At 57.4% G+C, this 23,602-nt stretch carries 32 protein-coding genes and 1 pseudogene; 30 read left to right on the top strand and 3 right to left on the bottom strand.

Going from position 1 to position 23,602, the window contains the following annotated elements:
* Positions 1 to 94 precede the first annotated feature (94 nt).
* The 10 genes from ACOYW1_RS17470 (at position 95) to ACOYW1_RS17515 (ending at position 5,053) form a co-directional block, all read left to right on the top strand.
* Positions 95 to 1,201: a patatin-like phospholipase family protein gene (locus tag ACOYW1_RS17470; RefSeq protein WP_482419053.1), complete on the top strand. Its 1,107-nt coding sequence runs from the start codon at positions 95 to 97 to the stop codon at positions 1,199 to 1,201.
* A gap of 360 nt (positions 1,202 to 1,561) precedes the next feature.
* Positions 1,562 to 1,801: a hypothetical protein gene (locus ACOYW1_RS17475; RefSeq protein WP_482419054.1), complete on the top strand. Its 240-nt coding sequence runs from the start codon at positions 1,562 to 1,564 to the stop codon at positions 1,799 to 1,801.
* Positions 1,798 to 1,965, top strand: a complete 168-nt coding sequence (locus tag ACOYW1_RS17480) for a hypothetical protein (RefSeq protein WP_482419055.1) — start codon at positions 1,798 to 1,800, stop codon at positions 1,963 to 1,965. The genes ACOYW1_RS17475 and ACOYW1_RS17480 overlap by 4 nt, the downstream gene beginning before the upstream one ends.
* Complete coding sequence (locus ACOYW1_RS17485) at positions 1,962 to 2,492, top strand: hypothetical protein (protein WP_482419056.1); 531 nt, start codon at positions 1,962 to 1,964, stop codon at positions 2,490 to 2,492. The genes ACOYW1_RS17480 and ACOYW1_RS17485 overlap by 4 nt, the downstream gene beginning before the upstream one ends.
* A gap of 192 nt (positions 2,493 to 2,684) precedes the next feature.
* Positions 2,685 to 3,254 carry a hypothetical protein gene (locus ACOYW1_RS17490; protein ID WP_482419057.1) on the top strand — a complete coding sequence of 190 codons (570 nt, stop codon included), beginning with the start codon at positions 2,685 to 2,687 and terminating at the stop codon, positions 3,252 to 3,254.
* Between the two features lie 190 nt (positions 3,255 to 3,444).
* Complete coding sequence (locus ACOYW1_RS17495) at positions 3,445 to 3,747, top strand: hypothetical protein (RefSeq protein ID WP_482419058.1); 303 nt, start codon at positions 3,445 to 3,447, stop codon at positions 3,745 to 3,747.
* Positions 3,744 to 4,181: a sulfatase-like hydrolase/transferase gene (locus ACOYW1_RS17500; protein WP_482419059.1), complete on the top strand. Its 438-nt coding sequence runs from the start codon at positions 3,744 to 3,746 to the stop codon at positions 4,179 to 4,181. The genes ACOYW1_RS17495 and ACOYW1_RS17500 overlap by 4 nt, the downstream gene beginning before the upstream one ends.
* Before the next feature lie 4 nt (positions 4,182 to 4,185).
* Complete coding sequence (locus ACOYW1_RS17505; protein WP_482419060.1) at positions 4,186 to 4,353, top strand: hypothetical protein; 168 nt, start codon at positions 4,186 to 4,188, stop codon at positions 4,351 to 4,353.
* Positions 4,354 to 4,378: 25 nt separating this feature from the next.
* Positions 4,379 to 4,570, top strand: a complete 192-nt coding sequence (locus tag ACOYW1_RS17510; protein WP_482419061.1) for a sulfatase-like hydrolase/transferase — start codon at positions 4,379 to 4,381, stop codon at positions 4,568 to 4,570.
* A 57-nt stretch (positions 4,571 to 4,627) separates the two neighbouring features.
* Positions 4,628 to 5,053, top strand: a complete 426-nt coding sequence (locus tag ACOYW1_RS17515) for a hypothetical protein (protein WP_482419062.1) — start codon at positions 4,628 to 4,630, stop codon at positions 5,051 to 5,053.
* 280 nt (positions 5,054 to 5,333) lie between these two features.
* Here ACOYW1_RS17515 and dbpA read toward each other — a convergent pair whose 3' ends face one another.
* Positions 5,334 to 6,689, bottom strand: coding sequence for an ATP-dependent RNA helicase DbpA (dbpA, locus tag ACOYW1_RS17520; protein WP_482419063.1), 1,356 nt, complete (start codon positions 6,687 to 6,689; stop codon positions 5,334 to 5,336).
* Positions 6,690 to 7,146: 457 nt separating this feature from the next.
* On the opposite strand from dbpA, the gene ACOYW1_RS17525 reads away from it, so the two are divergent.
* The 10 genes and pseudogenes from ACOYW1_RS17525 (at position 7,147) to ACOYW1_RS17570 (ending at position 12,731) form a co-directional block, all read left to right on the top strand.
* Positions 7,147 to 8,439, top strand: coding sequence for a PAS domain-containing protein (locus ACOYW1_RS17525; protein ID WP_482419064.1), 1,293 nt, complete (start codon positions 7,147 to 7,149; stop codon positions 8,437 to 8,439).
* A gap of 667 nt (positions 8,440 to 9,106) precedes the next feature.
* A complete protein-coding gene (locus ACOYW1_RS17530; RefSeq protein ID WP_482419065.1) occupies positions 9,107 to 9,331 on the top strand; it encodes an FCD domain-containing protein in 225 nt (74 codons plus the stop codon).
* A gap of 1,056 nt (positions 9,332 to 10,387) precedes the next feature.
* Positions 10,388 to 10,858, top strand: coding sequence for a hypothetical protein (locus ACOYW1_RS17535; RefSeq protein ID WP_482419066.1), 471 nt, complete (start codon positions 10,388 to 10,390; stop codon positions 10,856 to 10,858).
* A 200-nt stretch (positions 10,859 to 11,058) separates the two neighbouring features.
* Positions 11,059 to 11,268, top strand: a complete 210-nt coding sequence (locus ACOYW1_RS17540; protein ID WP_482419067.1) for a hypothetical protein — start codon at positions 11,059 to 11,061, stop codon at positions 11,266 to 11,268.
* A gap of 126 nt (positions 11,269 to 11,394) precedes the next feature.
* Positions 11,395 to 11,517 (top strand): hypothetical protein, encoded by a 123-nt coding sequence (locus ACOYW1_RS17545; RefSeq protein ID WP_482419068.1) that lies wholly within the window; start codon positions 11,395 to 11,397, stop codon positions 11,515 to 11,517.
* Positions 11,518 to 11,597: 80 nt separating this feature from the next.
* Positions 11,598 to 11,720 (top strand): annotated as a pseudogene (locus ACOYW1_RS17550) (twin-arginine translocation signal domain-containing protein); the annotation flags it as partial.
* Positions 11,717 to 12,025 (top strand): hypothetical protein, encoded by a 309-nt coding sequence (locus ACOYW1_RS17555; RefSeq protein ID WP_482419069.1) that lies wholly within the window; start codon positions 11,717 to 11,719, stop codon positions 12,023 to 12,025. The pseudogene ACOYW1_RS17550 and the gene ACOYW1_RS17555, both read left to right, overlap by 4 nt.
* Complete coding sequence (locus ACOYW1_RS17560) at positions 12,013 to 12,282, top strand: hypothetical protein (RefSeq protein WP_482419070.1); 270 nt, start codon at positions 12,013 to 12,015, stop codon at positions 12,280 to 12,282. The genes ACOYW1_RS17555 and ACOYW1_RS17560 overlap by 13 nt, the downstream gene beginning before the upstream one ends.
* Before the next feature lie 17 nt (positions 12,283 to 12,299).
* Complete coding sequence (locus tag ACOYW1_RS17565) at positions 12,300 to 12,554, top strand: hypothetical protein (protein WP_482419071.1); 255 nt, start codon at positions 12,300 to 12,302, stop codon at positions 12,552 to 12,554.
* A gap of 42 nt (positions 12,555 to 12,596) precedes the next feature.
* Positions 12,597 to 12,731 (top strand): hypothetical protein, encoded by a 135-nt coding sequence (locus ACOYW1_RS17570; protein WP_482419072.1) that lies wholly within the window; start codon positions 12,597 to 12,599, stop codon positions 12,729 to 12,731.
* Between the two features lie 42 nt (positions 12,732 to 12,773).
* Here ACOYW1_RS17570 and ACOYW1_RS17575 read toward each other — a convergent pair whose 3' ends face one another.
* A complete protein-coding gene (locus tag ACOYW1_RS17575) occupies positions 12,774 to 13,043 on the bottom strand; it encodes a hypothetical protein (protein ID WP_482419073.1) in 270 nt (89 codons plus the stop codon).
* Positions 13,044 to 14,037: 994 nt separating this feature from the next.
* On the opposite strand from ACOYW1_RS17575, the gene ACOYW1_RS17580 reads away from it, so the two are divergent.
* From ACOYW1_RS17580 to ACOYW1_RS17620, 9 genes are all read left to right on the top strand, one after another.
* Positions 14,038 to 14,331 (top strand): GTP-binding protein, encoded by a 294-nt coding sequence (locus tag ACOYW1_RS17580; protein WP_482419074.1) that lies wholly within the window; start codon positions 14,038 to 14,040, stop codon positions 14,329 to 14,331.
* Positions 14,279 to 14,662 carry a GTP-binding protein gene (locus ACOYW1_RS17585; RefSeq protein ID WP_482419075.1) on the top strand — a complete coding sequence of 128 codons (384 nt, stop codon included), beginning with the start codon at positions 14,279 to 14,281 and terminating at the stop codon, positions 14,660 to 14,662. Before ACOYW1_RS17580 ends, ACOYW1_RS17585 begins: the two co-directional genes overlap by 53 nt.
* Positions 14,640 to 15,395, top strand: coding sequence for a MotA/TolQ/ExbB proton channel family protein (locus ACOYW1_RS17590; protein ID WP_482419076.1), 756 nt, complete (start codon positions 14,640 to 14,642; stop codon positions 15,393 to 15,395). Before ACOYW1_RS17585 ends, ACOYW1_RS17590 begins: the two co-directional genes overlap by 23 nt.
* A gap of 265 nt (positions 15,396 to 15,660) precedes the next feature.
* The gene (locus ACOYW1_RS17595; protein WP_482419077.1) at positions 15,661 to 15,903 is read left to right on the top strand and encodes an ExbD/TolR family protein; all 243 of its coding nucleotides are present in this window, start codon (positions 15,661 to 15,663) and stop codon (positions 15,901 to 15,903) included.
* Between the two features lie 1,097 nt (positions 15,904 to 17,000).
* Entirely contained in the window at positions 17,001 to 17,798 is a 798-nt protein-coding gene (locus ACOYW1_RS17600; protein WP_482419078.1) for a hypothetical protein, read from the top strand.
* Positions 17,799 to 17,904: 106 nt separating this feature from the next.
* Positions 17,905 to 18,615, top strand: coding sequence for a DUF2860 family protein (locus ACOYW1_RS17605; RefSeq protein WP_482419079.1), 711 nt, complete (start codon positions 17,905 to 17,907; stop codon positions 18,613 to 18,615).
* Positions 18,616 to 18,625: 10 nt separating this feature from the next.
* On the top strand, positions 18,626 to 18,922 hold the full coding sequence (locus ACOYW1_RS17610) for a DUF2860 family protein (RefSeq protein WP_482419080.1): 297 nt from the start codon (positions 18,626 to 18,628) through the stop codon (positions 18,920 to 18,922).
* A gap of 510 nt (positions 18,923 to 19,432) precedes the next feature.
* Positions 19,433 to 19,810 (top strand): pyridoxamine 5'-phosphate oxidase family protein, encoded by a 378-nt coding sequence (locus ACOYW1_RS17615; RefSeq protein ID WP_482419081.1) that lies wholly within the window; start codon positions 19,433 to 19,435, stop codon positions 19,808 to 19,810.
* Positions 19,811 to 20,053: 243 nt separating this feature from the next.
* On the top strand, positions 20,054 to 20,827 hold the full coding sequence (locus ACOYW1_RS17620; protein ID WP_482419082.1) for a hypothetical protein: 774 nt from the start codon (positions 20,054 to 20,056) through the stop codon (positions 20,825 to 20,827).
* Here the strand turns inward: ACOYW1_RS17620 and ACOYW1_RS17625 are convergent.
* Complete coding sequence (locus tag ACOYW1_RS17625; protein ID WP_482419083.1) at positions 20,779 to 21,432, bottom strand: class I SAM-dependent methyltransferase; 654 nt, start codon at positions 21,430 to 21,432, stop codon at positions 20,779 to 20,781. The two genes, ACOYW1_RS17620 and ACOYW1_RS17625, sit on opposite strands and share 49 nt — an antisense overlap.
* Before the next feature lie 633 nt (positions 21,433 to 22,065).
* On the opposite strand from ACOYW1_RS17625, the gene ACOYW1_RS17630 reads away from it, so the two are divergent.
* Positions 22,066 to 23,598, top strand: coding sequence for a PAS domain S-box protein (locus tag ACOYW1_RS17630; RefSeq protein ID WP_482419084.1), 1,533 nt, complete (start codon positions 22,066 to 22,068; stop codon positions 23,596 to 23,598).
* The last annotated feature ends 4 nt before the right edge of the window (positions 23,599 to 23,602 follow it).

Raw genomic sequence — 23,602 nt, forward strand, 5'->3', positions numbered from 1 at the left:
CTCATCGCCGAAAAACCGCTCGTGAGCCACACGAAGACGCCATTGCCGCTGGGCAAGGCCATCCCTTGCCTCTTTCAAAAAATAAGGAGCCCCTATGAACAGGCCGGAAAACAAGCCCCCCGACAGTGACGACTGCGGATGCCCGATCCCGGAAAAAAATGGCAGCCATGAAAAAACCATCAACCTGGCCCTCCAGGGTGGCGGGGCCCACGGCGCGTTCACGTGGGGCGTCATGGACCGGATCATTGAGGACGGACGATTGAGAATCGACGGGTTGTGCGGAACAAGCGCAGGGGCCATGAATGCTGTGGTGTATGCCTACGGCAACATGGTCGGCGGGGACGATGGCGCCAGGCAGGCGCTGTACGACTTCTGGAAAACCATCAGCGACACCGCCCGCATCATGAGCCCGATGCAACAGGCCCCCTGGGAGGCATGGAGCGGCACCTGGAACATGGACACCTCGTTTTCATTCAACATGTTCGAGCTCATGACCCGGGCCTTTTCTCCCTACCAATTCAACCCCATGAACATCAACCCCCTGCGGGATATCCTCGACAAAGCCGTGGACTTCCAGGTACTGAACCGCTGCCAGGAGACCAGGCTGTTCATCAGCACCACCAGGGTCAGGAGCGGAAAAGTCCGGATATTTACCACCGATGAGATCACCCTGGATGTGGTCATGGCCTCGGCCTGCCTGCCCCAACTGTTCCAGGCCGTAAAGATCAACGGCGATCACTACTGGGACGGCGGCTACATGGGCAACCCGGCAATTTTCCCCCTGTTTTACCATACCGACACCCGGGACGTGGTGATCATCCACATCAACCCCATGGACCGGGAAGAACTCCCCACAGACGCCAGCGACATCACGGACCGCCTGAACGAAATCACCTTCAACGCCTCCCTGCTCAAAGAGCTGCGGGCCATCGCCTTTATCACCAAACTCATAGAGGAAGGCTGGCTCAAAGACGAGTACAAGGGCCGCCTGAAGCACATGCTGATGCACTCCATCCGGGCGGACAGGATCCTGTGTGACCTGAAAGTCTCCAGCAAATTCAACAGCGACTGGGGATCTCGACGGACCTGTTCAAACCGGGGCCGCGCCACTGCAGAGGCCTGGCTCTCGCAGAATTATGAGTCCATCGGGAAACGGTCCACCGTGGACTTAAAGCAAGATCAATTTTTTTCGACATTCTAACGATCACGTCGGGTAGGCCCCTGACCTCCTGCTGCTTTTCATCAAAAAACAGGTTTATTCCATGACTGGTTCTAAGGTATTGAAGAAATATGCGGGTTAAATCAGGCGAATCCCCCCTTTGTTTCCGAAGGGTGTCGCCCGCACAGCCATACAGAGATAAGCCGGGCCATCTGCGTCCGGATTGCCAGACAGGACACACGCAACAACGGAAGGAATGACAGTGGAAGTAAAGATTGCTGACCCATCGGATATCGAGCTAACGGTTTCGCCTTCATCAGGTACCAGGTTGACTCCATCGACGAGGCAGATAAAAAGGACGGCTTTGTCACCACCCCCTTTACCGAGGCCCAGCTGGACGCGTTGATCACCCGGGAACAGGGGCTGTTCATTGCAAAGGAGGACAACGAGGTGGTGGCTTACGCCATGGCGGCCTCCTGGGAATTCTGGTCGGTATGGCCCATGTTCGCCCACATGATCAAAGGGCTCCCCGAGCTGACCTACCATGGCCTGGGTGCCGAGGTGATTTTCAGTACGGTCCCATCTGCGTCGACAAGCGCCTCAGGGGGCAGGGCGTCCTGGAAAGCGTCTTTCACCTCATGAAAGAGACCATGGCAAAACGGTACCCGGTGCTGGTCACCTTTGTGAACAAAAACAACCCGAGGTCCCACGCGGCGCATACCCGGAAGCTCGGCCTCGATATCATCAACGAATTCGAATTCAACGCCAATCACTATTATGAGATGGCCTGCGAGATACAGGCATGACCGACGTACGCACAGCCATCGCATCGGATCTTGGGGCTTGGCTCGCCCTGGCCCGGGAGGTTGAGCCGCTCTTCGGGCCCATGGCCGACGACGCCTCGTTCCAAGCCGCCTTGAAGCAGGCCATCAAAGACGAAAACGCCTTTTGCCTTCGGCTGGAGACGAACGCCCCCCTTGCCGGAGGCGTTGTCATCTCGCCGGACACCAACGAAATCGCATGGTCTGCTGTTTCCGGCTCGATCGGGGAAGAGGCCTTGGCGCTGTTCCTTGAAAAGGCTCTGGCCCGCCTCAACCAGGTAAAAAACACTGTCGTCCAGACCTTTGAATCCGCTCGGTACCCGAAGGGCGCGCCGCACGGGCCCTCTACGCACGCTTCGGGTTTGTCCACCGGGAAGACGGCGGCGACAACCCGGCAGGCCTGCCCACGGTTATCATGGAACAGGCTGGGATACCTGGGCGCTGAAGGCCTGCGCCGGGCACCGGCAGGCCTGGTACCTGAAGGGAGCAAAGGCGGCATGGACGGATCGTGACAATGCCGCCTCCCCAAAGGGTCAACGCCCTCGCACGGATCAACTCTCCGTAAGCGACGTCCCGACACCCATCAGTCGTCCCCCAGCGCATTGACATACCCCAAAAACTCTTGTAAATATTTATAAAATTTACACCCACCCTCACGCAGAGCACCTCATTTACCCCTGCAGTTCTGAAGAATATCCAAGGCATTGAACCGCATCATCCCGGCCATCGTGGGGATCCCCAAGGGTCCCATGCCTTTCACAAGCCACCCTTCCAGAAAAGAGACGAACAGCGATGAAACGAACAACATGTCACCCATCGGGTTGATGGCGCTCCTCTCAGTCCTTGCCCTGTTCCTGGTCCATACCCCTGTAAAGGTATCGTCTGCGGAGACAAGGGAGCTGTCCATGGCCCAGCGGCTCAACGGGCAATGGGTCAGGCAGGACGCACCCTATCGGCTTTCCATCAGCGATATCGGCCCCGACGGGGCGATGCATTCGTCCTATTTCAATCCCCGCAGCATCCATGTCCACAAGGCGAATTGGACTGTCCGGCAAAACAGGGTCCATCTGTTTATTGAATTTCAAGACAGGCACTACCCGGGATCACGTTATTTTCTGAAATACAACAAGGAGAAAGACGCCCTGGAAGGGGAATATTACCACGCCATCCAGAACGCCACCTATGATGTCGCCTTCGTAAGGTCGCCAAGCCCCAATAGCGCCTTATCTCTCATTGCCGAGTTGCACCCGTTGTCCGTTCACGCCCTGGAATGATGTGCCGCGAACAGATGCGCTGTCCTGTATTCAAGGCACCCGCTTTGCCCCGGAGGATTTTCTTGCTGACGCCCCTCCCTGCACCTTTTGACACTTACTCTCCTTCAGCATGCGCTGCCCGCGTGATGCTTTCAGAATAAGACCGTCGCCACAGACATAAACGATCATCCGAAGCACAGGAGGATGGACCATGAGCAGGCACAAGTTGTTGAACGTGGTTGTTGCCTTAAGCCTTTCCGTGTTGTTCTGTTGCGGCCCGGCCAAGGCCAAATCCAAAGCGATCATCCACGACGCCGAATACTACGTCCTGGAAGCGCAGCACGGTGAAAAATGGGCCACTGAAGACGAAGAGCTGGACAAGAAACTGGCCGAGTTAAAGGAGAAACACGGCACCCCGCCCAACATCATCCACATCATGTGGGACGACACCGGCGCAGGGGGAAATTGCAGCCCCAGATCCAGAAAACCCGCGGCTGGGAAACACCGAACATGAACAAATTCTCGGCCGAGGGGATCTACTTTGCCAGGATGTACACCGAGCCCTCCTGCACCCCGAGCCGAGCCGCGGTAATGACCGGTCGGCACGCCGTGCGAAACGGCATGTACAATGTGGGGTTCCCTTACGAATACGGCGGGCTGGCTGCTGACGAGGTGACCATGGCAGAGGTGCTGGGCCAGGCCGGGTACGCCACGGCCTTCTACGGCAAGTCCCACTTAGGGGATGTTGAATCGAGCTACCTGAACAAGCAGGGCTTTGACGAAGCACTATGGGCCCCCTACAACCAGGTCCCGCAAGCCTACACAACCCCCTACATCGAGCGAGCCGGAGGCATCTGGCTGGGCAGCCTCAACCACCTGATTATCCCGGACGACCCCTACGCACGACAAGGGCTGGCGACCCAAGGGACAGACACTCTGGGCCCTTGAGGGGGTGAAAGACGGGCCGGTGAAGGAGTGGGGAACGCCCCCCAACCTGAAAGACTACATCGCCATGGACGGCGAATCCCAGAAACGGCTCAGCGTGTTCATGAAAAAAAATGTAGAGGCAAAAAAACCCTTCTACGACAGTGACGCTGACGCCCTTTACCGGATTTCCTGAAAAGATAACGGCCTCTGCAGGCCTGTTGCAGGAGGGCCTGGCGCGCTTAGACGTGTACGTCGGCCAACTCATGGAAGAGCTCAAGGCCCTGGGTATTGAAGAGAACACCCTGGTCATCCTCATGTCCGACAACGGCCCCATGATCCACAACGGTCCCCCAGGCATGGTGGAGACCCTCTATCGCGGGGGCAAGGGAGACTTCCTTGAAGGGGGCTAGCGGCGCCACCGCCCACGCCCGATGGCCCGGCCCGCGCGGATCGAGCCGGGCCAGATTGTGGGGGATATCATCCACGAGACCGACCTGTTCACCACCTTTGCCCGTCTCGGAGGGGCCACGAAGTACATCCCCACGGACCGCATCATCGACGGGGTGGACCAGACCGCGCTCTTTTTAAACGGCGACTCCCACAGCAGGCGGGATTACGTCTTTATCTACACCGGGAACGAACTCGCCGCCACGGTCAAGGGCCGCTACAAGCGGGACTGGCGCAACGCCGTACCCGGCCTCAGCGGACCCGAGTTCTACGATCTCTACAACGACCCGCGCGGGGAGGTCGATCCCCACATGCTCCAGCTGTTTACGACCAAGCCCATGTTGAGCATCATGAAGGCCCGCCACCTCATGATGAAATCTGCGTACCCGGACAAGGAGCAACAACTTCCCCTAAGAACATCGAAAATGCACGGCCGGAGTCTGTGAAGCGTCCAAACCCATGATCCCAAAAAATTTCCCTTTGACCCGCGCGAAGCCATCATGCAGGTGCCCGAGTGGGATAACCTGGACAAAAGCTGGGGGGCCGATAACTAACAGGGCGCCTTGCACACGCCCTCGGCGTGCTTGCCCAAAAACAAAAACCGATACATGGGGTATCCCATAAACAAAAAAAGCCTCCGGCTCTTGTGCCGGAGGCTTTTGCATGAGGGGTTTGCCCAAAAGGGCTCTTCACCGTGCCCCTACTGCTCGTGCCCGGTGATTGGACCTACTGCCGTCCCTTGATCTTTTTCCCGGCAAGGCCTTTTTCTGCCTTATCGACCTCGCTGCGACGGATGGCCACATACGAATAAAAATCAAAGCAGTCGATCTTGCCCACGGCCTTTCCCGGGATGCCCACATCCTTGGTCAGGGCCCCTAAAATGTCCCCGGGCCGGAGCTTGCTCTTTCGCCCGCCGTTGATGGAAAGGGTCACCATGGGAGAGGCCGGAGCCTCGCCGTCGATGACAGGAAGGGCTGCGGCATCCAACGGCTCGAAACCGGTTTTCTGCATGGCGTTGATCTCCTTCAGGCGAAACCTCTCCTTGGGGGTCAGCAAGGAAAAGGCCTGCCCTTCCTCCCCGGCCCGCCCCGTGCGGCCGATGCGATGGACATACACCTCGGTCTCAAAGGGGAGGTCGTGGTTGATCACCGCATCGAGTCCTTTGATGTCCAGGCCCCTTGCCGCCACGTCCGTTGCCACCAGAATGGGGCAGCTTCCGTTGGAAAAGCGCACCAGCACCTCGGTGCGCTCCTTCTGGTCCATGTCCCCGTGAATGGAAAGGGCTGAAAACCCCTTCTTTTGCAAGGAGGAGGCCAGGGCCTTGCAGTGCAGCTTGGTGTTGCAGAAAACAAGGCACGACGCCGGGCTGAAGGCCGTCAAAATCCCGGCCACGGCCTCGGGTTTGGCGTCCCAGCTTGTTTCATAGAAACGCTGGCAGATAGCATTTTCTTCATGGGCAACATCCACAGACACGTGCTCTGCCTCGGTCTGGAATCTGCGACTCAGCCCCAGGATGGACTCCGGAAAGGTTGCCGAAAAAAGAAGGGTCTGACGCCTTCCCGGCACATAATCCATGATGGCGTTGATACTCTCTTCAAAGCCCACATCAAGCATCCGGTCCGCCTCGTCCAGAACAAGGGTGGTGAGATGCTTCAGGGAAAGGGTCCCCCGGAGCAGGTGCTGCTCGATGCGTCCCGGGGTCCCCACAACGATATGGGCCTGGTGCTCCAGGGAGACCTGCTGGGGCCTGAAGGGAACACCTCCGCAGATGGTTACGATCTTGATGTTGTGCCTGAAGCGGGCGATGCGCCGCAGCTCGCCTGCCACCTGCTCGGCCAGCTCCCGGGTGGGGCACATCACCAGGGCCTGCACCCTGAAACGTGCCACATCAAGGTTATGGAGCAGCCCGATGCCAAAGGCAGCCGTCTTGCCGCTCCCCGTCTTGGCCCGGGCCAGAAGGTCCCTGCCCTTCAACACGTGGGGCAGGCTCGCGGCCTGGATGGGGGTCATCTCGTCATACCCCATGATCCCCAGGTTCTTGATCATCGATTCGGTCAACGGCAAGGCCGTAAATGTGCTCATGGGAAATCCCTGTCTAAAAATAATCCAAAGGCCCCCTGGAATTCATCACCCCGGGGATGCCACCGGTTAAAAGCCTTGCAGGTAAATCACAGATTTAAACAAAAAGCCATCCCAATACCGCTTGCGCCTTGCCCACCGTTCATCATTTCGTCTATTCTATCTTCCGGCCATCAAGGGCATTAGCTCCCTCGTCCTGACCCGACCGAAAAAACACCCCTGTGACGACGCAAGGACCCAGACCAGACAAAAGGAGCTGCGCCCATGGAGCCCTTAGTGCCCGGTACCCAATCCACGCCATGCTCGATCCGCGCCTGCAAAAAGCGCTGATCATCGAAAAAACGTGGAATACGATCATTCACCGGTTAAAAGAGGCCCTTGTTTGACAAGACATGGCAGCCTGTCTTATACCCTGTCACGGCGATAACCTGTTGACGCCTTTTCCGAGGCACGAGGACCTATGACACACAACACCACCGATACTGACGGGACCCCTTCCATGGCGGACAGGGCCGAAGAGTACATCTACCCCTACCTCAACACCACATCCGCCTTTTACTGGCAGATCAACATCATCAAAAACAAGCTCCGGTGCATAAACGACTACCGGGTCCCGGGCCTGGGAGCAAAAACAGCCCAGCTTCTTCAAAACATGCACTACTCCCGCACGGTGATCCTGGAAAAGGACCTGCCCCGGTTCGAAGCCTTCATGAAGGAGATCAAAAAGCGCAGGGAGGCGACGGCCCTGGTGCGGGTCAAGGCCGAGGACGGCACCATGCGGTGGCTGAAAATGGCCGGCTGGCCCGACCCCTGCAAATCCTCCTGCTGCTTCGGCTTCATCTCCGATGAAACCCGGCTGGTAAGCGACGTCCTTGCCGCAGACCGTGATGAATCCTCCATAGGGGACAAGGCCAGCCTCTTTGACAACCCCGTCTTTGTGGCCAGCTTCAGCGACCGAAGACTCATCGCGGTGAACCCCGCCCTGCTGGAAGCCTTCGGCCTCGACGAAGAAGAGGCCCTGGAACCTACCCTCAACGCGCTTCTCAAAGACAACGCAGGGCCCTGCCTGGAAAACATTTACGAAAGCCTTATCTTCGACAGACGCTGGGACGGAAACATCGCCATCCGATTCCGGGACGACGCCCCCTTTTCCGCCAGGGCCTCCATCCGGGCGGTGTCGGACCTGGGACACAACATGCTCTGGTTCTCCCTTCACAACGTAACTGCCCAGGCCCATGCAGCCCAACCCGCAATGGACGCAAGCCCCTCCCCCTCGACCCCAGGCCCCATGGCGGCCATCGGTGAGGCCAAGAGCATCTCTGAGCTTCTTACTCTCACCCTGAAAAACCAGCCCCAGCCACCACTGGCCGACGCCCTGATCTACTCCGACGTGGACGTGGCCGGGAACCGGGTCACGGTCTACGGCGAAGGAGCGGGCCTTGACGCCTTTAAACCCGGCTTCTCCCACCCCTACGAAGGGTCCATTGCCGAAAACATCCTGGACTTCCGGTTGGACAACCTCATCCTCAACGAGACCACCGAAAGCATCAAGCCCATCGACTGGGCCCTCTTCATCCCCATGGGCGTCCGCTCCTATTTTGCCATGCCCTTTTATGAGGGGGGAATCCTCACCACCGTCCTCATCTTCTGTGCCTCCAGGCCGGATACCTTTACGGAAGAGAACGTCAAGGCCCTGGGTGCCCTCTACCCGGCCTTCCTCAAAGGCCTGGCCCACTGCAAAACGCAGCGGTAACCGGACTGATGGCACGGCACCAGTAAAAGACAAAAAAAGCCTCCGGCGGCAAGGTGTGCCATCTTGAGCGCTGATTGCACATGCTCCAGGGCTCGTTCCTCGCCCTCGCATGTGCTGATGGCCTACGCCCATTATGAAGACCATAGGCAAGGGCCACCTTCCCGCTGCCAGGCTCCGCCTGGCAGTGATCGGGGGCTCTGCCTCCACGCGCGGCATCGCTTCACCCTGTATCAGGTTAACCATTGAGCCGCGATACCTCCCCCCCTTGCGGCAAAGCCCCAGTCCTTTTGGGCTTCCATCCCAGCAACCGGCCTGACCCACCCAAAAATTGGCCCAACCACTTTTAAAATCACACCGTTACATCAAAAAACCCTTGTGCTACACCCTAAAAAGGAGGATAATTGGTTAACCATTTACAAAAGAGGCCCAACCAATTGAAGAAAGAGCAACAAAAAAAGGTCATAACCGACGAACTGATCTCTTTGATCAAAAAGAGAATCTCAAGATAGGAAGCCGCCTGCCCTCGGAACGCAAGCTCACGGAGCTCTTCGATGTCAGCGAAACACCATCCGTGAAGCCATCCGCGAGCTTGAGACACGGGGCCGCGTGAAGCCCCAAATCCGGCAGCGGCTGTTTTGTCACAGGCCACGAAGACACGGCCGACTGGGTGAGCCTGCGGGGCAACACCAGCCCCGAGGTCCTGAAAGACCACATGGAGGCCCTTGAAGCCATCAAGCCCCTTGTTGCCGCCAGGGCCGTGGAACGCGCCACGGAGAGCCAGATCAAAGGCCTTCGGCAGGTTATCATCCGCCTCAGTAACGCCATCCTGAACCGGGACAACGATAAAATCACCGAAGCCCTCACCGACTTCAGCAAGGGCCTTTCCATATGAGCGGCAACCGGTTCTACCACCTCATCCTCCAGGAGATGAACCTGGATCGATATATTCTCTCCGCCACCCTGCCCCACTACACGAGCGAGGCCCTCCAGGCCATGTTCAGAAAACAGGGTGGAGGTTATCAACTGCTTCAAAACCCGCGACTCGGAAAAGGCCGCCGACCTTGTCAAAAGCTGCCTTGAAGAGCGGCACGTGTTTTTTAAAAAGCAAACCCGCTGATTGGTCTTGAGCCGGGAGCGATACCGCCATGCAGAGACGAGATTTTTTTAAAAGCCTCATGGAGATCCCACTGAAAAAAGTTCCCCGACAGCCTTAAGGACGATGAGCCCTCCGAGGCCGAGCTGTTCATGGAGGCCATCGGCTACGGGATGAACCAGGCAACCCTCTCTCCGGCCGAACTGAAAAAAGCGGTAAACCGAAAACGGCAGGAGGCCAACCGAAGCAGCCCGCCACCCCCAAGGGCTGCGCCGTCATAGCAACCCGCGACCCAAGAGCCCTGCGAACCCTCTGAGCATATCGCCTTCTCCCAACCCACCGCCCGTGGGACAGGTGAGGTGCGCCCAGCGGCCAGCAACGCTCCGGTCCCCTGACGAAACACACGTTCCAGCTGAAGCCCTTTAAGGACTCCGTGCCGACAGCCCCTGTTGCCCCGCCAAAAGCAGGCGGAAGCGAAAAAAGGCTGAGCTGCCGAAGACGCCAGTGGTGCGCCCTTCGGCAGCAGGCACCCATCTTTCGCGGATTTCAGCCGGTTACAAACCATGATTATACAGGAGAATACGTAATGGAACGAACCGACGTCAGTTATCTTGAAAGCAGAAAGCTGGTCAAAAGGTGGAAGGGCCCCTTGCCCGCCCTGGCCAACTCTCTGTTTATCGCCATTGTCTTTTACATCACCTGGTGGATCTTCCAGGATCCCCGGGGCATCATGCGCATGTACACCCCTTACGTGGGCTACATGGTCTGCCGCTGGCTCCTCATCCTCTTTATCTGGGTGGCCTATATCTTTGATTTCTGGCCCTCAAAAGGGCGTGGCTCGACCGCACGCACCCCGTGGTCAAGGGCCTCATCCTACTGGGATTCAGCGTGGCGGCCATGTTCCTGCTCATCAAGGTGTTCTTCGTGGACATCCTGGGAAACTTCGGCATCGCTTACTTCAACCCCGAGCGCCTCATCGGCATGGGCATCACCGAGTTCTACTCCATCGAGTATGCGGCCGAAGCCATCATGATGTTTGCCGCCATCGCCTCCTGGCTGAGCCCCAGCTGGGTCGTGGCCTGCGAGAATGCTCCCTGGCAGAGCCTCCCCAGCCCCGCCCGCGGCATCACCATCGTCACGGTGACCTTTTTCCTCAGCATGATCGTCTACTTCCTGACCATGCACTCCCACATGGCCATCCTCTTCTACCCTCGCAGAATTCACCGCCATCTGCCCGCCTTACTGGGAGGATTTCGCCAACACCGTCTCCGGCAACTTCCACATCGCCTGGATCATGTGCTGCACCGTGGTAGTCTGGCTCTATGAAACCATCTGGGAGCGCTACCCCTTTAACCTCATCAAGACCAACTGGCTGCGAGCACCGCCTCTTTCTTCGGCATCATCACCATTGCCGTAGCCCTGGCCTTCTTCCTCTACTACTGCGAAGAGCTTGCCTGGGGCCCCGCCATCCGAGGGACCAGGCGCCTCATGGCCCCGGACTGGCGCTGGCTCCACATCAGGGTGAGATGGCCATCTTCTGGCTCTGCCCCACTCTTTTTCTCACCTTCTACTGCAACAACTGGCCCACGAAGTTCAGCCGCCCCATCAACGTGTTCCTTCGAACCGTTCTCACGGCCGTGGCTGCGGTGCTCGTTTACATCGTCTACTACAAAACCTCCCACCTCTTCCTGGGGACCCAGAAGGGATTTTCCCCCATCCACAGCAGTTTCCCATGATTTCCATGATCTGGCTCATCAACCTCTTTCTGGTGAACGTCTGGTTCATGGACGGATGGCCCGGCTGGAAAACCATGCCCAAGACCTCCGAGGAGCTGGCCGAGGTGGAAGCCGAGATCGTCGCCCATGATGTCAAGTCAACCCGAAGTTCCCTCGCCTTCGCCCGGTATTGCCAGCGGCGTGGCCGTCTACTTTGCCGTCATCAACTTCATTCCCTGGTTTTCCAAGGTGTACACCATCATCAAATGATACCACGGGCGCCAACGCGCCCCTGTGACGATTCAAGAAAAGAGAGTGTGTCATGACTAAAAAAGAACAGACAGGGTCTTTCCCGACGTGACTTTGTGAAAGGGGCTGCCACCGGCGTATGCGCCGGCACCTTTGCCACCATGGGGCTCTACTCCTACTCCCCCATGGCCAAGAAGCGGCTGATGAAACCACCCGGGCCATGAAGGACTTCGGGGTGCTGAAAAGCGTCAAGATCACCAACATCTCCGAAACCAGCTGGTTCAACAACGGCGACCTCATCGGGGACATCCACGCGGCAGGCGGCCTCCTCGTCAACCAGTACGACCTCAACTGGCCTCCCTTCGGCAACGGCAAGGGAACCGCCCAGGGCTCCTACGAGAGCGGTATCGCGACCATCAAAGACCTGATCCCCAAAGATCTGGAAAAGGCCTGGAAGATCAGGGCAGGCTTCTCCCTGCACCCCTGGAGACGAGGGGCTACCCCTGCCTCATCGAGGTGGAGGAGCTAAACGGCAAAACCCACAAGTACCTTGGACACGGCTGGTCCTACACCTGGACCGACGCCGCCTTCAAACGGGAGGGCATCGATAAGATGCTCCAAAACCATGAGATCGAAGCCCTGTTCATATCCCATGAACACTGGGACCACTTCTGGGGCTTTCCCGTGACCATGAAGTACGACCCCACCATCCCGGTCTTTATCCAGGACGGCTTCTACCTGAGGGCCTCCAGTACATCAAGGACTCCGGCCACACCGGGCCCCTGACCTCCTACAAAAAGGCGGTGAACCCCTTTATCCCCGGAATGGCTGTCCTGAAGTTCGACGTGCCCATCATCAACCGGGTCTTCGGGGAGATTTCCCTGGCCTTCAACGTCAAGGACAAAGGCCTGGTCCTGGTCAGCGGCTGCTGCCACCAGGGCATCCTGAAGTTCGCCGACCTGGCCCACACCGAGCTCAATACCGCGAACGACCGGTTCTACGGTATCTACGGCGGCCTCCACATCTCCCTTTTGAAGACTGGTACCCAAATACGATGACCTGGTCATCTCCCTTGGGAAATGGGGCTTTGAGAAAATCGGATGCAACCACTGCACGGGACACCTCACCGCCAAGTTCATCGAGGCAGGCTACCCGTGATCAGGGGCACCGCCCGGTTCCGCTCCTCGTCCCCCGACTACCTCGGCAACGGCGACAAAATCGCCTTCGGCGTTTAAAAGCAAAAAACAGCCTCCGGCGGCCCTGCCGGGGCTAAACTTTTAAAAAAGTTTGACAAACAGGTCTTGGGCGAAAGGTGAATCCACCGCCAGCCATTGAGGCTGGCTCTGCCCACGACGAACGCCCTTGCGCTTTGTCTCGAGAAACAAGGGACAAAGAGCAAGGGCAATCAGCTTTCGAGGTGGCTCCACCTCGCCGCCGGAGGCATGCTTCTTCCGGCGATTTTGACCATAGAAGGCTTGCCTTCTTCGCCCATTGAAACCATAAAAGACGAGACACCGTAATCCCAACGTCACAACAAGCTGTGCCATGTGCGCCCTTCCGACCTTGCCGACGGCTCGGGCAGCGGCCCTACCCCCGGCTCCTGATCAACGTCATTGGCCCGGGGCCTGTACGACAAAGGCTTCAAGAAACGCTCCGGCTGGGGGCATGGCCCCCACCCAGAGCGATGGGGAATCCTGGACCTTCAGACTCAAGGGGCACCGGGGGAAGTTCGGCCTCGGATGCGAAGAGAAAGAAGAAGGAACGGAGACCCGGGCAATGTGCGCGGTTTCTTGTCCACTTTCCAGACAGGGAAAATGAAGGCTTGTCGACGGGTCAACCTCCACGCCGCCGCCACGGCCCAGCTGCCGGACTACCTGGAAAGGTACCAGAATTTTCGCGCTATCCGGAGATGACAGAGCCCTTTCTTGTAACCTACCCTCCGCCTGGGCAGCGGAGACTCGCCCCTCCTCCTCAGCCTGGAAGCTCCGTCAGCAAAACGGGTGGTTGCCGCGGACGGCATCCGATGCCCGGGAAGCCCCGAAGGGGAGTACCTTGTGGCCCCCGGCGACTGCGAGGAAAATGTTGCCGGCCTCTGCCCTTGCTGGGCCTGTTCCATGCCATCTGCGCGGCCGTCTCCCATACCCTGGAGGCTTCCCCGTGCCTCTTCCGGGAGGCGCACACAAAGGGACAGGTTCTTTTTTACAACGCCCACGGCGAGGTCTCCGCCCGGGAGACGGACAAATGGCCCCTCATTCACCAGACCGCAGGCTACGGACCGCTTCCCCGATACGGAAAAAGCCCTGAAAAACACGGAGAACACCGACCGGATGGAAACAATAACCTGGCGGCAGGAGAACCCCTCCCGCAGAGCGCCCGGCCCTCATCTGGCAGGGCGCCCTCCCCGGATGCCGACATGGAGGACACCAACATCCCCTTGACGGACAAGCGCCCCCAGCTCATCGTCCTCACCGGCTTCCTGGGCTCTGGCAAGACCACCTTCATCGACAACTTCGTGGAGTACCACACCAGCCAGGAACCGGTTTGTGGCCGTGGTGCAAAACGAAATCGGGGAGACCGGCCTGGACGGTCAACATCAAGACCAACTGCAACGTGGTGGAGATCGACGAGGGCTGCGTCTGCACCTTCACAGGAAAACTCTCGGCCGGCATCACCCAGCTTCTGGACCGGTTCACGCCCGAGGCGATCATCCTGGAGACCACCGGCCTTGCCAACACCTTCAACCTCCTCCATGAAATTGACGAACTCAAGGAGCTGGTCCGGTTTGACTCGGTCACCACCGGTCGTGGACTGCGCCAACGCCCTCACCTCCCTTGAGACCTACGAGGTCGCCGAGGATCAGGTCCTAGCCGCAGACATCGTCATCCTTAACAAAACGGACCTGGCCGGACCGACACAGACACAGGCCGTCGAAGCCACCATCAGAAACCTCGACACCAGTGCCGTGACCCTTCAGACCAGCCACGGAAACATCAGCCCGGGCCTCCTCTACGACGATGTTGTCGAAGGCCCCCTCCCCAAAAAAGCGCCACGGCCGACCACCATGTCTGCCACGGCGAAGAGGGCGTGGGGCCCGTCAGATTCCCCTGCCCCACCCGTTGAGAGGGGCGCGCTTACGGCAGCCCTTGCAGAGCTGCCGACATGCTGAGGTCAAGGGCATTGTCCGGTTTAAAGGCACCGACCAGGCCGAAGTCTGCCAGTACGTCGGCGGTGGCCTCGAGATCTCCCGGCACACCGGCCGAAACGACGAACCCGGCTTTCTCATTGTCATCGGCCGGGATATCCACACCCAGAAACTGCCTGGAGTTCTCCATGATGCATCTTATTCAACAGGGCGAAGCGCGCTGATGGTCCCCATCGCCTTCTCTTCCCTGGCTGCGCTTGCGGTCATCATTGAACGGATGATTACCTTCAACCCTCGGCTTTCCGACGAGGCCGCCATGGACCGAATCACCGAGCTGGCGCGCGACCACAAACGCAGCGAGGCGACCACCGTCATCAACGAAAAGGGGGACATCCTCACAGACCTCCTCCTGGCCGCCGTCGGCCCCGGTCAAAGAGGAGCGCGAAGCCGCCGTGGGCTACGCCGGAGACGCCGTGCTCTTCTTAGGCCGCCGTCTCGATTTCTTAGCCATGATCGGGGCAACCGCCCCCCTCATCGAACTCTGGACGTCCTCGGTATGATCCGCGTTTTTGAAAACGTCGGCGCCGGCAACGCCGATATCGCCCTGCTCGCCGACGGAATCTGGCAGGCCCTTATCACCACCGCCGCCGGACTCGCCGTGGCCGTGCCGGTACTCATCGCCCACGGGTACTTCAGCCGGAGAGTCAAAAAAACCGCGTTTCACATGCAACAGACGGCAGCAGGTCTGATGAAATGACATCAGAAATAACTTTAATGGTTAACATGGGAAAGAGAAAAAGCAGACCTCCGGGGCCAGGGAATAATTCCTGGGCCTCAGGTCAGATGCTCAGATGGGCTTCGCCCGCACCGAATATCGGGAGTGAAAGACAGTCAACTGTACCAGGGTACCTTTCGTTCCCAGGCTCTGCCTGGGAATGATACACGGAGGCTCTGCCTCCACGGTGGATGGCTTCACCCTGTAAGGTTTATCCATTATGCGTTAACCCGGAAAGGTTTTCCATTTGATCAGATTCACCCATCACACCAGCCAGTCGGCCCCGGAGGTGACACTGACCCCTCTCATCGACATAGTCTTCAACCTGATGATCTTTTTGCTGATCACGGCGGTCTTTACCGCCAAAGGAATCTCCTTGAACCTGCCGGAGACCACTGCCGCCCGGCCGGCTCCGTCCCGTCGGTTTGAAATCACCATCACAGAAAAGGATGCCATCGTTGTGGACCGGAAAGCCTGCCCTCTTCCCTAATTCAAAGCGATGCTCACAGCAAGGCTCGAGGCCCCCACGCGGACGGCAGCGAGAAAATTTACATCAAAGCCTGCAAACAGACGTCCGTGGGTCAGCTGATCCGGGTAATGGAAAAACACGGTCAGGTCAACCGGCTTTGATAACGTGATCCTGGCATCGGAAAGGGCAACACAGTGACTCCGCGTGCAAAGAACGCAACCGGCAACCGGCCCCTGGCCTTAGGCGCGGCGCTCTCCTGCACGGCCTGCTCTGCTGCAGCTGGTCGCCCAATAAAACGACAGAAGAAGATGCCCCATGATCCCCATGCCCCTCTGGAGGCAACAGGCATCGTCCTTCCCCCCGCCATGGATACACTCCCCCCGGACCTTGCTCCCCAGTCTTCGGAGCCCGCAGAAGCGGGCCCGTCAATCGCCATGGCCTCGTCAAAAAGTACCTGGCCCGCGTCCGAAAGGCCATTGAGTACAAGAAGTTTTACCTGACCGGGTAAAGATGGCGCAACGTCTATCAACGCGCTCATTGAGTTTTCCATTACATCCAGCGCGTGCATCGACGACATCATGGTTAGCCGTATCATGAGGATACCTGAACCTCGACGACACGGCGAAAAAGCGGTGGCCACACAAGTGGAAAAGTGGATGGCGGTACTGCAGGTGACGTCATCATCACATCCGTGGTTGTCAAAAACCACAACACGGGCTTACCAAAACAAAGCCCTCCTGTAGGTCAATTGACTTTCCATCGAAATATTAAATAATCCTTTAAATTAACATATAAGGCTTTTTACCCAACACCCTTCCATACAAGAGCGCAAGTCCGCAACCACATTCCGCCAGGATTCATCCAGGATCTACAGCCCCCACGGGGCGCCCACAATGAGGCTATCCTTCACCCGACCCGTAGCCTCGGCCACCATGATCGCCCTGACGCAGGAACAATCTACAGCAACCTTGCAAGGGCATCCAGAAAACGCCCTCCGGTGCGAAGCATCTGCATAAGCCACCCCGCCATGGACCGAATCCATGGGCCGGGAACACCTTTTTGGCCATGACGGCCAACGACCTATGGAATAACAACGCCATCTCTGTGGCCTTGATCACGTGAACCGCATCATCAAAATGACAGCATACCGACCATGCATTCTGGTACTTATCCTTGCAGGAATCCTTTGCTCGGGCCCTTTGTCACCGGCTTCCGCCCGGTGGAGCGGCTCCATCGGCACAGGGTTTTCCCGGACCCAGAGAAGCGGGGACCTCGGGCTGGGAACTCGGGGTTTCGGCCCTGTCCTTGTGGATGTGGACCTCTCCCCAAGTGATTTCGATGATGTGACAGACACCTCCTTCGGCATCGACCTCGCCCTCAGCGACGGCACATGGATGGTGGATTTCTCCCTTGACCTGCTCGACCTTGAAGACAATACCCCGGAGTTGCTGTCCGACGGCGTCACCATCCGTTCCAACATGGGGTTCGACACCATCTCCGTGGAACTGACCGTGGGGCGCAACGTCTACGAAAGTCGATGGGTTGACATTGGGCTCCATGGGGGCCTTCGCTACGACCGCCAGGAACTTTCGGTGGACCTTTCCCAAGGCACCGACACCGAACGGACAGAAGCGGACGAGTCTTGGCTGGACCTTCTGATCGGCGCATCGGCAGATGTTCCGTTTGCAGAAAAATGGCTCTGGAGCAACAAGTTCAATGTGGGATTCGGGGGCTCGGAAGGGACCTGGTTTGCCTCCACCGGCGTCACCTGGCGCTTTCACGCCCACTGGTCCACCGAGGTATATGGAGAGTTCACAGCCGTTGATTATGAAAACGGAGGCAGGGAAAACACCGACTGGTACCGTTATGATGTGGATGAATTTACCTGGGGAGCCAACGTGCTGTTCCACTGGTAAGGCGTCCACTTAGTCATAAACCGAAGAGGGGCCCACCCGCCCCTCTTTCTCAGGTGCTCATGATTCATGCAGGCCCTCTCAACAACCAAGGAAAAAAGGTGAAAAAATGAAACGTTCATGGTTCCTGATCACACTGGTCTTTTCCCTGGCAGCCTTCATCATGCCGGCCCACGCCATTCAGCCCATCCCGGAAGAAACCGGCTTTTCCGGATTCGTTAACGTCGGCATCGGCGCCATGGAATTCGAAACCAACATGATCGCCGGCAACGCCATCGGCGATACCGGTGACGATGTCATCACCTCATTGGAAGACAGCCCGGACTCGGAATCCAGCGCCACCCCGGTGCTGAACTTTGAAGCATCGTATACCTTCGCCGAGTCCCGCACCCAGATCTTTGCGGGTAACAGGCTCGAAGACCTGGTCCGGTACGACCTGTCCACCCTGGTCGGTATCCGCCAGGAACTCAAGGGCAAGAGCATTGTCAGCATTGCTTATGTTTTCACATCCTTTCCCACCGAGGTGTGGGAGGACCCCTACGTGATCAACCAGAAACGGGAAGAGACCGATCGAACCTCCGACGGCCTTCGCCTGGGGTATGACAAGATCCTGGGGACCAAATTCGAGGCGGAATTCACCTGGCGAGACGTGAGCCTGGACGATGAAAACAGCGGGCAGACCCAGCTCGTCGGCAATGGAATCACCGCCGAAGAAGCCAAGCTCCTGGACCGAAACGGGGACGTTTATGTGACCAAGCTTACCTACCCCTTCGTGATCAAAGAAAAACTGCACATCCTCTTACACCATCTACGACCTTGACGGCGACGCCATGGCCTTTGACCGGTACGGCCTGCTGCTCTCCTATCTTTTCAACACCGAAAAAGTAAACCTCATCACCAACCTCTATGTTGGCCGCTCCGAGTTTGATGAAGAGAACCCCATCTACGACAAAACCCGGGAAGACGATGTCGCCGGTGCAACCATTTCCGCCTTCTGGAAAAAATTCCTCGGGGTTCCCAAGATGAGCCTTGTGGGCACCCTCGCTTACTACGACAGCGACTCCGACATCGACTTTTACGACACAACCATCACCATGGGCACGGTGTCCGTCCTTTACAGATTTTAACCCCTCTTACGGAAAACGCCGTAACAAACCGTACCATCGCTGCATAGCCTGACGCACCGGCCGAAACAGAGCGGCCGGTGCGCCCTCCTCCCAGGGAGCATCCAATACCCCTGTTCAGCCAGCAACCCTCGCCCCCTTCTTCGGCAGGCCTGCCCATTCCCTGCCCCTGAAATGTCGCAAAAATCGATCAAGCCCAAGCCATAAAACACCATTACGGTAACGGTATCTCTGCCTTATCAGAGAATTGAGGCAAATCAAGACACCGAAAATTCCGATGCCTTGACCATGGGAGAGCCCGGCTCGTAAAATAACCGGGCTATTGCTTTCACAAAAAAACTATGCTTTGTTCCTGTAGAATTAATTGTCAACCCGAATCATGCCCCCTTCGGCCTGCTTCGGGACCCATCGGATATGCTCACCTGAAACGCCTTACCGGGTTGTTTTACGTCCCCTCGGACCGCTGATATCCCGATGAAACAATCAAACCGCCTACAGCAATAAGGACATAACATGCCTGCTTTACCTGAAAAAGTCAGCAAAGCCTGGGACGACCACCAGGGCCCCGTCATTTTAACCACCGTGGATGAAGCCGGGACTCCCAACGCCATCTACGCAACCTGCGTCTCCAAATACGATGAAGAGACTCTGGTGGTGGCCAACAACTACTTTTCCAAAACGTTGAAAAACATCCAGTCCGGCAGCAACGGTTCCCTGCTCTTCATCACGAAAGATGGAAAGGCCTACCAGGTTAAGGGCTCCATTGAGTACCACACCGAAGGTGCTATCTTTGACGATATGAAGACCTGGAACCCGGAAAAACACCCGGGCCATGCAGCAACAGCCCTCAAGGTGGAAACGGTCTTTGCAGGGGCTGAACAGCTTCTGTAGCCATATTTCCCACCAATCGCAGGAGCCCCAACGGCACGGTCCCGTTGCCGTTGGGCACCCTTCCCTTTACGCGTTCTCCTTCTTTCATTCCCCCCATTGTGACCCATGCCCATGGAACAGCCTTGCATCTATCCCCGCAACAACGTATGAATGGAGCCCATTGACACGAACGCCGATCACCCTGCGGGAGATCCATATCGACAGCGACATCCTCTTCGGTGCTCGCCAAACCGGATGATTGCCATGATGCCCTTTGACATGAAGACGTCCATCTTCACCTACATCCTCGTCAACCACATTTACAGCATGGTACTGGGAGTCGTCTGGTACCGGAGCCGAACGCACCGCTGGGGAATCGGCTTCTTTTTCGCTGATTTTGTGTTAAAATCCACGGGAATGACCCTGGCCTGCCTGCGGCACACCCTTCCCCACACCATCTCCATTGTCGCGGCAAACGTCCTGATGTTTTCCGGCACCATCTTCATGCTCTTCGGCATGGCTCGATTTTTCGGGATTCGGCTCCGCGCCATGCCCTATACCCTGTACATTCTTCTTTTCACGGCGCTTTACGCCTTCTTTGCCCTCATCCACCCTGACATCAGGGTACGTATCGTTCTCTTCTCGGGCATGCTGCTCCCCGTGGTCTCCTACAGTGCCTGGATTGTCTTTTCCTGTTCGGACAGGGCGTTGAAAAGCCATGGCGTCCCCGCAGGCGTTACCTTTGCGCTCTTTGCAGCCGTCTTTTTTGCCCGCGTTGTCTTCGCCATCACAGGGGATCCCATCGCCAGCTATTTCCACCAACCCCTCATGGACAGCGTCCTGACCGTCCTTTGCCAGGTTCTCTCCGTTTTCCTGGCCTATTCACTGCTGCTCATGATCAGCAACAGGTCCACCGGCCAGCAGTACTGGGAGACACCTCCAATCACGCCGCAGGAGCCGGGGACTGATGCCCCGGCCCCAAGGATCGGCTACCGCTTGTATCGTAGGATTTTCCCCTTAAAGGGGCTCTTCAGGTAGGACTCTGGATTGACGGGCTTGCTCTGGCTGTGGGAATACCCCAGGAGGGCCATTTTCTTGCTGAACCGGGCCTGCTCTCCTCGTCCGGGGTCCACGATAATCACTTCACAGTGAGGGTTGGCATGCTGATCGATAAAACGGGACAACAGGTCGGCATGGTCTCGTTCGTACAGAAGATCGCTCCCGGTGATGAGGTCAAATGTCCCCAGCCTCGTATCGTTGTCCCCCCACCCCGTGCGGACAAAGGGAATCTTCCGCCCGTTGTTGATCCTCACGTTTTCCAGAAGGAAATCAGACACCTCAGGATGGTAGTCCGTGGCGGTGATGTCCGCATGGCGATGGTTCAACACCAGGCTCGTCAAGGCAATGCCGCAGCCCACCTCAAGAATGCGCTTTCCTTCGATTTCAAAATCCACCATAAAATGAGCCAGAACTTCGCTGGACGCCCAGATCACACCGAACAGTGGCCAGGTGGCGGATGATATGCCCAGTTTTTCTGCAACCCCGCCGACATCTTCATATTGCTGTCTATCGCGTAACGTTCGTATATGAATATCCATACCATCGAATTCCATGGTTTGATAACGAACACGTACCGAAGTCATAAGATTCCTGCTTTATGGGTAATACGCAGCACGCTGATCTTGATTGCCCGTTGCTGCGCTTATATCTACCCTACACCCATTGGAAGTATTTAGCCAATGAATAGCCCCGTCATGTGATCTTCGAAATCCGGGGCGTATCCCGGACACGTCACGTCAATGGGCACCCACCGGATCCTCCGCGACACCAAACAGTTACCCAAAATCCAAATGCACACATCCCCGACGCGACGTGGCACCGACCATTGGTTCCTCCGAGGCTCAACCACACCATGTCAAACGAACCAGCAATTAATCTAAACTTTTCACAAAAAGTAATATTAAGTTCTACTTTACACCCTGTCACATGCCGGACATCAGCCCCTCCTTCAGAGAGGATCGGTGGGCCATTTCCCCCCAAGCCCCTGCCCTTCCCTCATCTCCCCTGCTTAATTTACCACCCCTGCCTCTGTGGCCTTGACATCCCCACCGGCCAAGCTATAGTTTGCTGAAAATAGACAACCGACAACATCCGTCGGGGAACGGTTTTTGTTCATGAAGTCACATGAAACCGGAACCGCTGTGTGCCCCCCAACGCAAAATAAACAACACACCGGCCTTTCGACAGCCGGTCACTGAACAGTATAAAGCCAGAATATGAAATACGTTGTTTGTACCGCGTACCTTTTTGCTACCCTTCTTTTTTTCTCCTCCTCCACTGGATACGGTTCAGACCTTCCCACCACCCTGCGCATAGGCATAAGCGACACCCCTCCGTTCTGCTTTGTCGATGCATCGGGAACCCCACGGGGCCTCTACCCCGACCTCATCAACCCCATCGCCAAGTCGGAGAACTGGACCGTCGCTTATGTTTACGGCACCTGGGAGCAGGGGCTGAACCGGCTTGAACACGAGGAGGTCGACCTGGTCTGCACCATCGCCCATTCCCCCGAACGTGCCCGCACCATGGATTTCAATCTGGAGCCGGTCTTTGAAGAGTGGGGGCAGGTTTTCCTGAAAGCCGGGAGCCCCATCGACACCATCTCAGACTTAGGCGACCGACACGTGGCCGTCACCGCCCGGGACATCAGCGGCATCAACTTCCGAAAAACCGTAGAAGGGCTCGGCATACAATGCACCATCACGGAATACACCTCACCCGACGAAGTGTTTGCCGCGGTCACTTCAGGAGAGGTTGACGCAGGGGTGGCCAGCAAGCTATACGGGCTCCATCGATCAGACACCCCCTCCCTTATAGCCAGCGCCATCCAGTTCTCCCCCTTCACCATCAACTTTGCCACCAAAAAGGGTCTCCACGGTGACATCCTGGCCACCATTGATCGTTATCTCATTCAATGGAAGAGAAAGCCGGACTCCCTTTACGACAAGAGCATTACCAACTGGACAGGGCTGACAGCCTATGAAAAAACCGTGGTCCCCCGCTGGCCATTTATGGCGGTGGTGGCCATTGCCATGATATCGGCCATGCTGTTCTACCTGAACAGGGCCCTGAAGCTCACCGTCACGAACCGCACCCGGGAACTGGAATACCAGAAAAAACTGTACAAGGACCTGGTGGAGAGCGCCAACAGCATCATCCTCAGAATGGACAAGTACGGCCGTGTCCTGTTCCTCAACCGCTTCGGCCTGGAGCTCTTCGGGTACACGCGGGAAGAGCTCTACGGGCGCAACGTCCTGGGCACCATCCTCACCCCGGAAGCCGCCCGGGCCCTGCACATCAACAACCTCGACAATGAGACCTTCGACCTGCTGGAGACCCATGCCCTCATTGAAAATGAAAACACCTGCAAGGACGGACGCACGGTCTATATCCAGTGGAGCAACCGGGCCATTACCGACGACCTGGGCCGCTTTCAGGAGATCCTGAGCATCGGCATCGACATCAGCCAGCGTCGCCAGCTGGAGACCAGCCTTTACCAGGCCCAGAAAATGGAGGCCATCGGCACCCTGGCCGGAGGCATCGCCCACGACTTCAACAACATCCTGACGGTGATCTTCGGTTACACCGAACTGGCCCAGCTTCACCTCAACACCCCGAAAAAGGTCAAAGAGGCCCTGGAGCAGATCACCCAGGGAGGCTTAAGGGCCCAAAGCAAGCATCTGCCAGAATGTTCCTTACCTTCAGCAGGAAAACTGAGCCGGAAAAACAATCCCTCCAGCCCCTGTTGATCAT

The organism is Desulfoluna sp. CYM3A, assembly GCF_056829965.1.